We start from the raw sequence: 14,180 nt of genomic DNA, 5'->3' as shown, positions 1-14,180 counted from the left end.
GCACGCGTGGAGACCGCCGGCTTGCCGGGCCAGGACAGGTAGCGCAGACCCGACGCGTTGGTCGGCGCCTGTTGCGCCACGGCGGCGCCGGCCGCCAGATTGACGGCGGTCAGGACGATCGAAACTGCGAGGGCGCGGCGCACGGCGGCTCTCCGGAGAGGAATTCCAGCGCACACACTAGAGCTCGGACCCTTAATCCCGCGCTAATGTGAAGCCAGGATTTGACAACGACCGCGTGTCAGCCGCGACCGGGCAGATAGTTGTCGGTGAAGGCGTCGCGCCAGTTCAGACCGGCCTCGTAAACCCCCGCTTTCGAGGCCACGTCGAAGAAGGCCTGCCAGCGCTCCTCGGTCAGGGCGCCCAGGCCGTAAAGCGCCGCGTCGCCGCCATCGACGATGGCGTAGTCGCGCAGGCGCTCGCGGGCCTGATCCAGCACAGCCTGGGTCATGTCCGGGTTGTCCTTGCGGATCAGGGCGTCGGCGGCCGAGGCGTCGCCGCGGATATAGTCGCGCCACCCCTCGGCCGAGGCGGCGATGAAGCTGCGCAGCGCCGCCGCATTGTCGCGGGCGAAGGCGTTGGGCGCCAGGATCATGGCGGCGTAGGAGGGATAGCCCTCGTCAGCCAGAAGGAAGACGCGCGGGTCGAAATCGGCCGCCTGTTCGATGGCGTAGGGATCGCTGGTCAGATAGCCCTGCTGCACCGCCCGTGCATTGGCGATGAAGGCGGCGGGGTCATAGGCGAAGGGGCGCAGCTGCTCGTCGGTAAAGCCGTATTTGGCCTTCAGCCAGACCCAGAAGGTGCTGATCCCGGCCTCGGACAGCAGGAAGGGTCGGCCGGCCAGATCGGCGATAGTCTCCAGCGCCGCGTCGGGATGGGCCATCAGGACCTGCGGGTCCTTCTGGAAGAAGGCGGCGACCGCCTTCACCGGCGCGCCGGACGCGACCAGGTTCAGGGGGATGAAGCTGTTGGAGCCCATGCCCAGCTCGACCGCGCCCGAGGCCAGCAGTTGCGGCACGTTCACGCCGGGGCCGCCCTGGACGATCTGGACGTTCAGCCCGCGCTTCTCATAGGCCCCGCTGGCGAGCGCCTGATAGAAGCCGCCCTGTTCGGCCTGGGCGCGCCAGTCGGTGGCGAAACGCAGGCGCACCCGGCCCTGTTCGTCCACCGGCGCCTCGGCCCGCCCGCAGGCCCGAAGCCCGATCGCCCCCGCCGCCACAGCGGCCCCGCCCGCGATCAGCGCACGGCGACGGGTCAGCAGGCGATTCCCCAACAAGCTCATGCCCCTGACTTACGGGGCGATAGGGGCCTTGGGAAGGCGGGGCGTCAGTCCGCCGCGTTGTCTGATGTCGAAGAGGCCCCGTCGCCGGGACTTTGGGAAAGAACATAGCGGACGGGCGCTACACAGCGAACGCCCGCCTGGAACCCGGAGTCGGCCCGGCTGGTCTGAACCACGCGAACGCCGCTTTCGCCGAACGCGGAGGCGGGCTGGGCGTCGATGACCCCTACATTGCCGATTTGACCCCATGTGGCGAAGTCGAACCGCACGCGGGCCCAGCCCTCAATCCCGCGATCCCTGAAGGCCTGAGGGTAGGTTTCCGGCGTCGCGCGCGCCTGGAATCGCGCACCGACTTCGGGGGGACAGTTCTGCAGCGGATCGTCGCTGGTTTGCTGCATCACCGGCGCGCGAAGGTTTTCGCCGTACCGGTAGAAGTTGAAGACGCAGCCTTTCAGCGGCGCTCCGCTCTCGACAAAGGTTTCCGACACGGCGCGCCGCGTTTCGGCATCGAACGCCGTATCACCGGCGGAACCCAGGGTCTCGACATTGACGGCGCGCCCGTCGGCGTCGACGTCCCAGCGAACGACCGTCCAGGATCGACCGCCTGGCGGCGGACGCTGTCCGATCTTGTAGTCCGGATAACTGACGGTGCGGGGCGCGCGACCGCCTCTGCGCTCTTCTCCGCAGTTGGCGTCTGGCCCAGCGAGACGAACAGCCACGGCGTCTCGGATGGGACCGCGCGTCCGCGTGACCGCGAAATAGCGCAGCAGATCGCCTGTCGTCGCCTCGATGAAAGGTTTGGCCGTGTAACGAATGGTCATGATGCAGTCGCGACGAGGGCCATCGAAGCGCCAGGCGGCGAGGGCGGCCTGTTCATGTTCTGAGCCAATGCCGGTCGGGATGATGATCGGGCTGTTAGAGGGCGTCGCAGTCCGGGGCGCACGAATGTCGAAGGTGCGACCCGTGTCATCGACGCTGAAAGACAGGGAGACGGACGTTCGGTCGGCCCGAGATGGGCCAGTAGTTTCCACGCGGAGATCGTCGGAAAAGGTCGGCTTAACCGCCTGACCGTCACATTGGATGTCGGTCGAGGGGATCAAAAACACGACCTGCTCCGGCGATGTCGCACTTTGATGGCGAACGACCGGCGCTTGCGCCCACCCGGGCGCCGTCATCGTCAGAGCAAGGCCGAGGCCGAACAGGATCGCGCGCATGGGTGTCTCCGTCTGCACTTCATGGGTGCATCTGGCGCGGCGGCTGTCTAGCGTGATTTCATGTCTTCGGCGCCCCAATTGAGCGAGGGGACGAAGCGTGCGGGCGGACCCGTCAGCTTCGTCCCCTCGCCAAGTCCGGGTTGGACTTGGCCGTTCGGGTCTGGACCTTGGCGTCAGCGTCGTTTCGGGCGAACCCGAAAGGGCGGTCGGCTGTATCCTGTCGCGCTCCTGGTCGTCGGCGTCCCACGGCATTTTAGTCCGCGTCGTCCGTCGATCCCGATCCGGTTCTCCTGTCTGCCGTCGATCCGAAGACCGTCGAAGACTGGAGCCTGGATCCCGCCTGTCGAACGTTACGATCCGAAGATCGCCCGAAGCGCCGGGTCGGAGAGCCGGGCCGGTTCGCTGGAGGTCCAGGTCTCCCTGGATTTCCGCTGCCCCGTGTCCCTTGGCCTGTTGACGTTCGGACGAAACCGGCTATGAGGCAAGCGCCCGAACTCGCCCCAGTGTGCACGATTGGCCCGGCGGCGGTGGACAAGCCTGTGAACATCGGTGGACGGATCAAATTCGCGATTGCGGATCAGCGTCTTGTCTTGTCCACAGAAACGCGGCGATAGAGCGCTATGTCCGGCGTCGGACACATTGCGCTGCAACCGTGCGGCGCGCTTTGGGTTCTGTGATCAACGGACAAAAGTCCTTGGGGGAATTCGTTGTCCAACACCGGCTCTGACCACGCCTTGTCTATCGGTATCAATCGCAGCCAGCTGGCCCAGATGTTCGCCCATGCGCCGGGGTTCATGGCGCTGGTCACGGGGCCGGAACACCGGTTCGAGCTGACCAATCCCAACTACCAGAAGGTGATCGGCCACCGCGAGGTGATCGGGCGCACGGTGGGCGAGGTGCTGACCGATGCGGTGGCGCAAGGCTATCTGGATCTGCTGGACCAAGTTTACCGCAGCGGCGAGGCGCACCGGGCCGACAGCGCCCTGTACGCCGTTCAGGCCGAGCCGGGCGGCGAGGTGGTGGACCGTTACGTCGATTTCGTCTTCCAGCCGCTGAAGGAGGACGGTCGGGTCTGGGGCGTTTTCATCCAGGGGATGGATGTGTCGGATCGCCACCGGGCCGACCAGGCGCTGGCGCTGAGCGAAGCGCGATACGGCGCCCTGTTCGCCGCGATGGCGACGGGCTTCTGCGTCATCGAGATGAAGTTCGACGCGGCCGACCGGCCCGTCGATTACAGGATCGTCGAGGGCAACAAGGCCTTCCAGGAGATGACCGGCCTAGTCGACCCTTACGGCAAATGGGTCAGCGAGATCGCGCCGGGGCTGGAGCAGCACTGGTTCGATCTCTACGGCGGGGTGGCGCGCACGGGCGAGCCGGTCCGTTTCGAGAACCCGGCCGACATCTTTGGTCGCTGGTATGACGTTCAGGCGCTGCGGATCGGCCGGCCGGGCGCGTGGCAGGTCGCTATCCTGTTCAACAACATCACCGAGCGCAAACAGAGCGAGACACGTCAGAACGCGCTGCTGGAGCTGAACGACGCGATCCGCGACCTGACCGACGCCGGCGACATCGCCCAGGCCTCCGCCCAGGTTCTGGCCCGCACCATGGGCGTGAGCCGGGCCGGATACGGCACGGTGGACACGGTCGCCGAAACCATCACCATCGCCCGCGACTTCAACCAGCCGGGGGTGAGCAGCATCGCCGGCGTCCTGTCGTTCCGCGACTACGGGTCCTATATCGAGGACATCAAGCGCGGCGAGACGGTGGCGATCGACGACGTCGCATACGATCCCCGCACGGCTGATACAGCCGAGGCCCTGAAGGCCATCAGCGCCGGGTCGTTCGTCAACATGCCGCTGATGGAGCAGGGGCGGGTCGTGGCGATGGTGTTCGTCAACCATGCGACGCCGCGCCATTACACTGACAGCGACCTGCGGCTGATGCGAGAGGTGGCAGAGCGGGTGCGTACGGCGACCGAGCGCGCCCGAAGCGAGGCGGCCCTGCGCGACAGCGAGGCCCAGTTCCGGGTCTTCGCCCAGGCCACGCCGATCCAGATATGGGCCAGTTGGGCGGACGGGTCGCTGTATTGGTTCAACCCCCAGGTCTATGCCTACTCCGGCCTTGCAGAGGGCGCGTTGGACGGCACGACCGGGTGGGGCAAGGTCGTTCACCCGGACGACCTGGACTGGGCGTCCGAGCGATGGGTCCAGGCCCTGGCCAGCGGCCAGGTCTATGAGAACGAGTTTCGCATCCGCCGCCACGACGGCGTCTATCGCACCTTCATGGTTCGGGCCGAGCCCGTCCATGACGAAGAGGGGCGGATCCTGCGCTGGGTCGGGTCCAACACCGACATCGAGGACCTGCGCCGCCAGTCGGCCGAACTGGCGCGGTTCAATGAGACGCTGGAAGAACAGGTCGCCGAGCGCACCAGCGCCCTGATGCAGGCCGAGGAGGCGCTGCGCCAGAGCCAGAAGATGGAGGCGGTCGGACAGCTGACCGGCGGCATCGCCCACGACTTCAACAATCTGCTGGCCGGCATCAGCGGCAGCCTGGAACTGATCACCAACCGGATCGCGCAGGGGCGTCATGCCGAGGTGGAGCGGTTCACGGTGGCGGCGCAGGGGGCGGCGAAACGGGCGGCGGCCCTGACGCACCGGCTGCTGGCCTTCTCGCGGCGTCAGACCCTGGATCCCAAGCCGACCGATCCCAACCGCCTGATCCGCGGGATGGAGGATTTGGTGCGGCGCACGACCGGGCCGGGCATCGAGGTCGAGGTGGTCGCCGGCGCTGGCCTGTGGCCCGTGTTGATCGACGCGCACCAGCTGGAAAACGCGGTGCTGAACCTGTGCATCAATGCACGCGACGCCATGCCGAGCGGGGGGCGTCTGACAATCGAGACCGGCAACCGCTGGATCGACGCGCGTACGGCCAAGGCCCAGGATCTGGAGCCGGGACAATATGTCTCCATCTGCGTCAGCGACACCGGCACGGGCATGGCGCCGGAGGTGGCGGCGCGCGCGTTCGAGCCCTTCTTCACCACCAAGCCGCTGGGCGAAGGGACGGGCCTGGGCCTGTCGATGATCTATGGCTTCGTGCGCCAGTCGGGCGGGCAGGTGCGGATCTATTCCGAGGCGGGCGAGGGGGCGATGATCTGCCTGTATCTGCCGCGCCACTTCGGCGAGGTGGACGACGCCGATCTGATCCCCGAGGTCGAACAGGCCCCGCGCGCCCAGGCCGGCGAGACGGTCATGGTCGTGGACGACGAGCCGACGGTGCGGATGCTGGTCGCCGAAATCCTGCATGAGCTGGGCTATCAGTGCATCGAGGCGTCCGACGGCGTGGCGGGGCTGAAGCTGCTGCAATCGGGCGCGCGGATCGACCTGCTCGTGACTGATGTTGGTCTGCCGGGCGGGATGAACGGGCGTCAGATGGCGGATGCGGCGCGGATTGATCGGCCGGACCTGAAGGTGCTGTTCATCACCGGCTATGCCGAAAATGCGGTGGTCGGCAATGGGCACCTGGATCCCGGCATGCACGTCATGACCAAGCCCTTCGCCATGGAGGCGCTGGGCAGTCGGATCCGCGAACTGATTGAGGCGAGCTAGAGCCGGGCGTTGAGCCAGGTGCGGATCGCCTTGCGCGCGCCGCGCGCGGCCGGGCCGCCGAAATGCAGGAAGCCGTGCGGGGTCTCGGGCACGCGGATCAGGTCGGCGTCCGAAGCCTCGCCCCAGCGGGTGGCCATCAACAGACTGTCTTCGAACAGAGGGTCCTGTTCGCCGGCGAGGAACAGGGCGGGCGGCAGGCCGGTCAGGTCGGCATACAGCGGCGAGACGTCGGGCTGGCGCAAGGCCGCCTCGTCGCGATCCGGCGCCAGGCGCGCCAGATCGGCCTGCATCGTCGGGCCATTGAACAGCAGGGTCTCTGGTCCCGCCGAGCGCACGCTTTCCGTGCCCGACAAGTCGAAGACGCCATAGGTGAAGACGCAGCCCTTCACCAAATCAATCAGCCCCTGGTCGCGCAGGGCGACGGCAGTCAGGGCGGCTAAATGCCCGCCGGCGGATTCGCCTGCCAGAAACAGGGTCGAGGCGCCCAGGCGATCGACATTGGTGACCGTCCAGTAGGCGGCGGCCAGACAGTCGGCGATGGCGGCGTCGATATAGATCTGACGCCGCTCGGACAGTAGGCGATAATCCACCGAGACCACGCAAAAGCCGTGGTGCGCCAGATGGGCGTTCAGCCGATCGTTCAGCCCGGCGCTGCCCAGCACCCAGCCGCCGCCGTGGATGTCCAGGATGACGGCGCGGGGCGTGCCTGTCGGATGCAGGATGCGTAGAGGAACGGGGTGATCGCCGTCCGTCTGGACGATCTCGACCGTCACGCCGCGCTTCCTGAGACGCGGCGTGGTGACCCGCCCGGCGGCCGCGTCCAGCCACAGCGACAGCCGCTGGCCCGCATCGATCCGCCAGCCGTCGGTGCGCAGACGCGGCGCGCGGGCGAGGACGGCGTTAATCCGCCGCACCGCCGCCTGCTGGGGCGGGGCGAATTCGACGAGATGGCTGCGCAGGGTCATGAAGCTTGAGTGTGCGGCGGCGGGTTTGGTTTCAAGTCCGGGCCTTTGGCGCAGCCTCGTCAGCCACGACAAAGCCGGTTATCGTCCGCCCCATGAAACGGCTCACCCCCTTCGGCGTCCTGTTGATTTTTGGCTTGGTCGGGCTTTTGACGGGCAAGTTCGGCCTGTGGTTCGCGTTCGGCCTGGTCGCCTGCATCGCCGTCAGCGTGATGCAGAACCGGGGCGCGGCGAAGACGCCGCCCGGGGATCCGGACAGTCAGGGTTAGGCCCTCAAGCCGTCCTCGCCGGGTGACGGGCCGTTCGGTCCCTACCCCGCCAGGGCCGCCTTCTTCTCTTCCAGCTCCAGCCATTCCAGTTCGGCGGATTCCAGCTCGGCGCGGGCTTTTTCGGCGGCCTTCATGGCGGCCTCGAAGGCCTTGGGATCGCGGGCGTAGAGCCCGGGGTCGGCCAGGGTCGCGTCGTGTTTGGCGATGGTCGCGGGCAACGCATCGATCAGGGCTTCCAGCTCCTTGAGGCGGTGAGCGTCCTTGAAGGAGAGTTTGGCGGTCTTCTTGGGGGCGACGGCGGGCGGGGGCGCCTCGGCGGCGCGCTGGGCGGCGGCCTTGTCCTGGGGACGGGGGTTGGAGCCGGGCTGAAGGAAGCCGGGGTTCTGGCGGATGAAGTCGGTCCAGCCGCCGGGGGTCTCGACGATGTCGCCCCGCCCGTTCAGGGCCAGGGTCGAGGTGGACAGCCGGTCGATGAAGTCGCGGTCGTGGCTGACCAGGATCAGAGTGCCGTCATAGCCCTCCAGCAGCTCTTCCAGCTTGTCCAGGGTGTCCATGTCCAGGTCGTTGGTCGGTTCGTCGAGGATCAGCATATTGGCGGGCTTCGCCAACGCCCTGGCCAGCAGCAGGCGGTTGCGCTCGCCGCCCGACAGGGTCGAGATCGGCTGGCGCAGTTGAGCCTCGGAGAACAGGAAGTCCTTGGCGTAGGCGGCGACGTGTTTGGACACGCCGCGCACCAGAATGCTGTCGCCGCCGCCCGGCGTCAGGGCGTCCCACAGGGTCATGTCCGACTTCAGCCCCTCGCGCGACTGATCCAGATAGACCGGCTCGAGGTTCGCGCCCATGCGCACCGTGCCCTCGTCGGGGGCGAGTTCGCCCAGCAGGGTCTTGACCAGGGTGGTCTTGCCCGCGCCGTTGGGACCGACGATGCCCAGACGGTCGCCGCGGATGATGCGGGTGGTCAGGTCCTTGAACAGGGTGCGGCCGTTGAAGCCCTTTGAGACATGCTTGATCTCGGCGACCAGCTTGCCCGACGTCGAGCCGGAATCGACGCCGAGATACAGTTCGCGCGGCACGTCCTTCATCTTCTCGGCGCGTTCGGCGCGCAGCGCCTGAAGCGAGCGGGCGCGGCCCTCGTTGCGGCTGCGGCGGGCGGTGATGGAGGAGTAGAAGGTGGCGGTCTCGCGCTCGATGGTCTTGGTCAGGCGCCGAAGGGATTCGGCCTCTTCCTCCAGCACCTTGGAGGACCATTCGTCGAATTCGACGAAGCCCTTGTTCAGGGTGCGGACCCGGCGGCCTTCCAGCCAGTGGACGGTGTTGGTGACGCGGTTCAGGAAGGCGCGGTCGTGGCTGACGACCAGCAGGGCGAACCGGGCCTGAATCAGCTCATTCTCCAGCAGTTCGATGGCCAGGATGTCGAGGTGGTTGGTCGGCTCGTCCAGCAGCAGCAGGTCGGGTTCTTCGGCGAAGGCCTTGGCCAGCGCCGCGCGGCGGGTCTCGCCGCCGGACAACCCTTGCGTCGACTTCGCCGGGTTCAGGCCGAAGGTCTCCAGCCAGCTTTCGGCCGTCCAGGTCTCGGCCTCGCCCGATGACGCATAGTCCAGCAGGTTTTCCCCGGTGATGACCGGCTCCTGCGGCACATAGGCGAAGCGGACGGCGGACTGGATGGAGCGGTCGCCGCTGTCCGGCTCGATCAGGCCCATGACGACCTTCATCAGGGTGGACTTGCCCGCGCCGTTGCGGCCGACGAGGGCGGCGCGGCTGCGCGGTTCGACCGCGAGGTCGACGCCGTCGAAGAGGGGGCGCTGGCCGTCCTGAAGACGGACGTCCTTGAGTGCGACGAGGGGGGGTCTGGCTGCCATGTGACTTTCGATCCTCTCGGGCGACGCCGGAGAGGGAAACCGCGCACTGCGCGGCGGAGGGGGGCGGAAACGGGTGTGATCTAAGGGGTTCAGGCCCATTTCGCCACTGGAAAGGCGATACGCGCCGCAGGCTGTGGATTTGCGGCCGGGCGTCGGGCCGCGCTATGGGCCTGTCATGAGCATGATCACCTGGGCCGCGCTGCTGGGCGCCATCGCGCTGGAGGTGGCGGGCACGACGATGCTGCAGGCCTCGCAGCAGTTCACGCGGGCCTGGCCCACGGCGGGGATGGCGGTCTGCTACGGCCTGGCCTTCTATCTGCTGTCGATCGCCCTGCGGCAGATGCCGGTGGGGATCGCCTATGCGATCTGGAGCGGGCTGGGGGTGGTGCTGATCTCGGTGATCGGGACGGTGGTGTTCCGCCAGCGGCTGGACCTGCCGGCGATGGTCGGGCTGGCGATGATCGTCGGCGGCGTGGCGGTGATCAACGTGTTCTCGAAGACGGTCGGGCATTGAGGCTGTGACAAGCGACGGCGCGGCGCGTATGAGGCGCGCCATGCAGCCCTACTGGGAAACCAAGACCCTGGCCGAGATGTCGCCTTCCGAGTGGGAGGGGCTGTGCGACGGGTGCGGGCTGTGCTGCGTGATCCGGTTCGAGGACGAGGATACGGGCGAGGTCATTCCGACGCGGGTGCATTGCAAGCTGTTCGACCCCGAGGCCTGCGCCTGTTCGGACTATGCGAACCGCAAGGCCCAGGTGCCGGACTGCATCAAGCTGACGCCCGGAAACATCGAGGCGTTGGAGTGGATGCCCAAGTCGTGCGCCTATCGCCGGCTGCATGAGGGGCGGCCGCTGGCCAAATGGCATCATCTGATCTCGGGCAGTCGCGAGACGGTGCATACGGCGGGCGTGTCGGTGCGGGGCCAGACGATTTCGGAGCTGTCGCTGGCCGAGCCGGAAGATGCGCTGGATTTCGAGGCGCCGGAATGGACGGTCGAACGGGGCCGGGAGCGATAGGCTAGCACCCCCTAGCCAGCGCAATGACGCTGGTTGAAAGGCTGCGAAAACAAGCCATTGGCGAATTATGTGGGCGTTCTTCCGGCCTGAGGACGCTGGTCCGCTATGGTTTGGGCATGACGGGAAATCGGGATGACGGAGAGGGCGGCTGCGGCGGCGCGCGCGAGACGGCTGCGTCCTGCGCCGGGTGGATGGAGCCCCTGTTCCTGATGATGAAGGCCAAGATCGAAGAGACGGCCAAGAGCGTCTGCGAGACCGACGTCAAGGACGCCGCCGTCGCCGAGAAGGTCGCGCGCCAGATCGGGGTGATCGCGCGGTCGGCCAAGGCGGTCGAGGCGATGCGACTGCTGTGCCTGAGCGACAACGAAGAGGACGAGATGGGTGGACGAACCTACGACCCCGCCGAGGACGAGCGACTCCGACAGGAACTGGTCGTCGAGCACGAGCGGCTTGATCGGATTCTGGAAGAGAAGAACGCTGAGGCAGCTGAAAGGGCGCGAGCTAAGGCTGCATCGCAGCCATTGTCGGGTGGCGAAGCACCAGTGTTCGCCAACGGATGATGACCTGAAGACCTGGCTGCTGCTGGGCGGCCGGGGATCGGGAAAGACGTTCGCCGGTTCGGTCTGGATCGACATCATGGCGCGAGAGCTGCCCGGCATCACCCTGGCGCTGGTCGGCCCCGCTCTGCACGATGTGCGCGAGGTGATGGTGGAGGGGGCGTCGGGGATCAAGGCGCTGGCGGAGCCGGGCGACCGGCCGCGTTGGGAAGCGGGGCGGCGGCGGCTGGTGTGGAAAAATCAGTCGGCGGCCTATGCGTTTTCGGCCGAGGATCCCGACAGTCTGAGGGGGCCGCAGTTTCATGCGGCCTGGGCGGACGAGTTCTGCGCCTGGCGACGACCGGAGATGGTGCTGTCGAACCTGAGATTCGGACTGCGGCTGGGGGAAGAGCCGCTGCTGGCGGTGACGACGACGCCCCGGCCGATCCCGGCGTTGAGACGACTGATGGCCGAGGCCGGGACGGTGACGGAACGGGCGGCGACGGCGCTGAACGCGCAGAACCTGTCGCCCGGCTTTCTGGCGCATCTGAACGACGTCTATGGCGGGACGCGGCTGGCGGCGCAGGAGCTGGAAGGCGTGGTGGTCGAGGGCGAGGGCGCCCTGTTCCGCATCGCGGATCTGAAACGGGCCAAGGGCGCGCGGCCGGTCGAACTGGACCGGATCGTCGTGGCGGTCGATCCGCCGGCGACCGCGACCGGAGACGCCTGCGGCATCGTGGTCGTGGGGCGAAAAGGTCGCCAGGTCTTCGTGCTGGCCGACCGGACGGTGCAGGGGCGCTCGCCGCAGAGCTGGGGCGGGGCGGTCAGCGCGGCCGCGCACGAGTTCGGCGCGCACGAGGTGGTCGCCGAGAGCAATCAGGGCGGCGACATGGTGCGCTCGGTCCTGGCCATCAGCGCGTGTCCCTGCCGGATCGAGATGGTCCACGCCTCGCGGTCCAAGGCGGCGCGGGCCGAGCCGGTGGCCCTGCTCTATGAACAGGGGCGGGTGGTCCACTGCGACGCCTTCCCGGCCCTGGAGGAAGAGATGCTGGCGCTGGGCAGCGAGGGCGGACCCAGCCCGGATCGGGCCGACGCCCTGGTGTGGGCGATCACGCGGCTGATGCTGGGGCCGCAGTCGGCGGGACCGCGATTGCGGGGGCTTTAGAGCCTCAAGATTTCAACGACAGGAGAGACGATATGCCGGCCATTCCCGAGCGGGACGGATTGCTGAACCATGGGCGCGATGCGGGCGGGCCGGCGAGGCGCGCGGCGGCGGCAGCGCCCAGCGATACGGTCGATCTGACGGCCTACGCCAAGGCGCTGTATGTCGGTGGGGCGGGCAATGTCCGTGTGCTGACGGTCGGGGCCGAGGACGGGGACGCCGTGACCTTCGCCAACCATCCGGTGGGATGGTTGCCGGTGCAGGTGCGCCGGGTGCTGGCGACCGGGACGACGGCAACGCAGATCGTGGCGGCCTTCGACTGATGTCGGGTGTCGAGATCGGAGCGGCGACGGCGGCGCCGGGCGGGGTGCTGGCCGGTGTCTTGGGTGGGGCGTAAACGCCCTGACCGGGATGGGCGGCAAGCTGTTCTCAGGCGCGGCCACGGCGACGGGCGTGTGGAGCTTTCAGCCGGACCGGCCGGTCGATCGGTTTGACCTGTGGGCCGTGACCAATACGGCGCTGGGGGTGCTGACCGTCGAGACGGACGGCGCAGTGCGGGCGACGGTAAGCACCACCAAGGCGGCGTCGATGGCGGTCACGACTGTGGCCTTTCCCGAGACCGCCGGGCCGGTGAGCGTGCGCTGGGCCTCGGGCGGGGCGGTGTTCATCGCGGGCGGGGTCGCGTGGCGGTCGGACGTGCGCCGCGCACGGGTGATCAACGCCGGATGGGGCGGAGCCCGGATCGCGGACTGGATCACGACGGATCAGCCGTACCGGGCCTATGGGTCGATCCCGGCGGCGGCGCCCGATCTGTCGGTCGTGTGCCTGACCATCAATGACTGGAATGCGGGGACGGCGGTGGCGACCTACAAGGCCGGGCTGGGGACGTTGGTGGATCGGTGCCTGACGACGGGGGACGTGCTGCTGATAACCGGCTGTCCGTCCGACCCGGCCCAGGGCAAGGCAAGCTATGCGGCGCAAGCGGCTCTGAGGGACGCGGTGTTCGAGGTCGCGGCTACGCGGGGGCTGGCCGCGCCCATCGACGGGACGGCCCTGTTCGGCGGCAGTTTCGGCGGCGGGCTGATGTTCGATTCCGTCCATCCCAATGCGGCGGGCCAGGCGAGGATCGCCGAGGCGGTGCGAGCGCGCGTGATGATCTGAGGTTGTCTCGCGCTCTCGCGCAGTGGTAACCGTGGCGGATGGGGGAGCGGTTCTACGGGGTGCAGGCGGTGCGGTTCGCGGCGGCGACGGCGGTGGTCGTCACGCACGCCGTGGATTTGGCCGGCACGCGGCTGGAGCTGGAGACGGCGCTGGGCGGCGGGACGCTGGAGAATTTCGGCGCCGTGGGCGTGGACGTGTTCTTCGTCATCAGCGGCTTCATCATCGCCACGACGACGCAGGGTCAGACGGGCGTGGGCGCGGCCGGGGCCTTCCTGTGGCGGCGGTTTCGACGGGTGGCGCCGATCTACTGGCTGCTGTCGCTGCCGATCCTGATCGGTATGGCGCGGGGCGGGACGCTGAGCGCGGACGTGGCGGCGGCGACGTTCCTGTTCTGGCCGTTCAGCGGACTGGAGATGACGTTTCCGGCGCTGGGGCCGGGGTGGACCCTGTGTTTCGAAATGCTGTTCTACGCCGGGTTCGGCCTGGCCATAGCGGGTGGGGCGATGGCGGGCGGCCGGCGGGTCGGCTGGGGGCTGGTCGGGGCCTATGCGGTGATGCTGGCGGTCGGATTGGTCGTGGCGGCGCCGGTGCTGAGGTTCTGGGGCGCGCCGATCATTCTGGAGTTTCTGCTGGGCGTCGGGATCGCCTCGGTTTGGCGGTTCGCCCCGCGTGGGTTGGGGCTGTGGGCGGTCGGGCTGGCGGTGCTCGGGTTCGGGCTGGGCCTGGTCTTTGGCTATGGCGGCATCGACGATGTGCGGGCGTTGAACGATCCGTGGAACGGGTTGAGGCGGGTGCTGATCTGGGGTCTGCCCAGCGCGATGCTGATGTTCGGCGTGGTGCGGATGGAGCGGACGGATCAGGCGCCCGGGCGGCTGGAGCGAGCGGCGACCTTCATGGGGGATGCGTCCTATTCGATCTATTTGGCCCATGTGTTGGTCATCCGGGCCTTGGGGCGGATGTTCGAGAGCGGGATGGTCGCCCTGCCGGGAGATGCGGTGGTGGGGCTGACTGTGGTCGCCAGTCTGGCGGCGGGGGCGGTCGTCCACGTGTGGATCGAGCGGCCGATGCTGAGAATCCTCCCCGGAGCCGCGTAGCGGCTCGGGGGAGGGGGACCGCGCGA

The 14,180-nt window shown here is 68.1% G+C and carries 13 protein-coding genes; 9 read left to right on the top strand and 4 right to left on the bottom strand.

Features of this window, described 5'->3' with window-relative positions; genetic code table 11:
* Positions 1-238 precede the first annotated feature (238 nt).
* Positions 239-1,279, bottom strand: coding sequence for an ABC transporter substrate-binding protein (locus tag B3T77_RS09605; protein ID WP_292079108.1), 1,041 nt, complete (start codon positions 1,277-1,279; stop codon positions 239-241).
* A 44-nt stretch (positions 1,280-1,323) separates the two neighbouring features.
* Positions 1,324-2,097 (bottom strand): energy transducer TonB, encoded by a 774-nt coding sequence (locus B3T77_RS09600; RefSeq protein ID WP_292079106.1) that lies wholly within the window; start codon positions 2,095-2,097, stop codon positions 1,324-1,326.
* 1,127 nt (positions 2,098-3,224) lie between these two features.
* On the opposite strand from B3T77_RS09600, the gene B3T77_RS09595 reads away from it, so the two are divergent.
* Positions 3,225-6,095 (top strand): PAS domain S-box protein, encoded by a 2,871-nt coding sequence (locus B3T77_RS09595; RefSeq protein ID WP_292079103.1) that lies wholly within the window; start codon positions 3,225-3,227, stop codon positions 6,093-6,095.
* On the opposite strand, the gene B3T77_RS09590 is transcribed toward B3T77_RS09595, so the two are convergent.
* Complete coding sequence (locus tag B3T77_RS09590; RefSeq protein WP_292079101.1) at positions 6,092-7,060, bottom strand: alpha/beta hydrolase; 969 nt, start codon at positions 7,058-7,060, stop codon at positions 6,092-6,094. The genes B3T77_RS09595 and B3T77_RS09590 overlap by 4 nt on opposite strands.
* Positions 7,061-7,152: 92 nt before the next feature.
* On the opposite strand from B3T77_RS09590, the gene B3T77_RS09585 reads away from it, so the two are divergent.
* Positions 7,153-7,326, top strand: coding sequence for a hypothetical protein (locus B3T77_RS09585; protein ID WP_176758279.1), 174 nt, complete (start codon positions 7,153-7,155; stop codon positions 7,324-7,326).
* A gap of 41 nt (positions 7,327-7,367) precedes the next feature.
* Here the strand turns inward: B3T77_RS09585 and B3T77_RS09580 are convergent, their stop codons facing one another.
* A complete protein-coding gene (locus tag B3T77_RS09580; protein ID WP_292079094.1) occupies positions 7,368-9,185 on the bottom strand; it encodes an ABC-F family ATP-binding cassette domain-containing protein in 1,818 nt (605 codons plus the stop codon).
* Positions 9,186-9,324: 139 nt separating this feature from the next.
* Between B3T77_RS09580 and B3T77_RS09575 the strand changes: the two genes are divergently transcribed.
* The 7 genes from B3T77_RS09575 to B3T77_RS09545 all read left to right on the top strand — a co-directional run bounded on the left by B3T77_RS09575 (position 9,325) and on the right by B3T77_RS09545 (position 14,154).
* A complete protein-coding gene (locus B3T77_RS09575) occupies positions 9,325-9,699 on the top strand; it encodes a DMT family transporter (protein ID WP_349681218.1) in 375 nt (124 codons plus the stop codon).
* Positions 9,700-9,739: 40 nt separating this feature from the next.
* Positions 9,740-10,201, top strand: a complete 462-nt coding sequence (locus B3T77_RS09570; RefSeq protein ID WP_082854124.1) for a YcgN family cysteine cluster protein — start codon at positions 9,740-9,742, stop codon at positions 10,199-10,201.
* 116 nt (positions 10,202-10,317) lie between these two features.
* Positions 10,318-10,761, top strand: a complete 444-nt coding sequence (locus B3T77_RS09565) for a hypothetical protein (RefSeq protein WP_292079088.1) — start codon at positions 10,318-10,320, stop codon at positions 10,759-10,761.
* Positions 10,730-11,902 (top strand): DNA-packaging protein, encoded by a 1,173-nt coding sequence (locus tag B3T77_RS09560; RefSeq protein WP_292079086.1) that lies wholly within the window; start codon positions 10,730-10,732, stop codon positions 11,900-11,902. The genes B3T77_RS09565 and B3T77_RS09560 overlap by 32 nt, the downstream gene beginning before the upstream one ends.
* Before the next feature lie 32 nt (positions 11,903-11,934).
* Entirely contained in the window at positions 11,935-12,222 is a 288-nt protein-coding gene (locus B3T77_RS09555; protein ID WP_292079084.1) for a spike base protein, RCAP_Rcc01079 family, read from the top strand.
* An 88-nt stretch (positions 12,223-12,310) separates the two neighbouring features.
* Positions 12,311-13,060 carry an SGNH/GDSL hydrolase family protein gene (locus B3T77_RS09550; RefSeq protein WP_292079082.1) on the top strand — a complete coding sequence of 250 codons (750 nt, stop codon included), beginning with the start codon at positions 12,311-12,313 and terminating at the stop codon, positions 13,058-13,060.
* A 38-nt stretch (positions 13,061-13,098) separates the two neighbouring features.
* Positions 13,099-14,154: an acyltransferase family protein gene (locus B3T77_RS09545; RefSeq protein WP_292079080.1), complete on the top strand. Its 1,056-nt coding sequence runs from the start codon at positions 13,099-13,101 to the stop codon at positions 14,152-14,154.
* The last annotated feature ends 26 nt before the right edge of the window (positions 14,155-14,180 follow it).

The sequence above is a fragment of the Brevundimonas sp. UBA7838 genome, assembly GCF_002500885.1.
In the GTDB taxonomy this organism is placed as follows: domain Bacteria; phylum Pseudomonadota; class Alphaproteobacteria; order Caulobacterales; family Caulobacteraceae; genus Brevundimonas; species Brevundimonas vesicularis_C.
The sequence above is the reverse complement of the archived record's forward strand: the minus strand, read 5'-3'. Positions and strand labels throughout refer to the sequence as shown.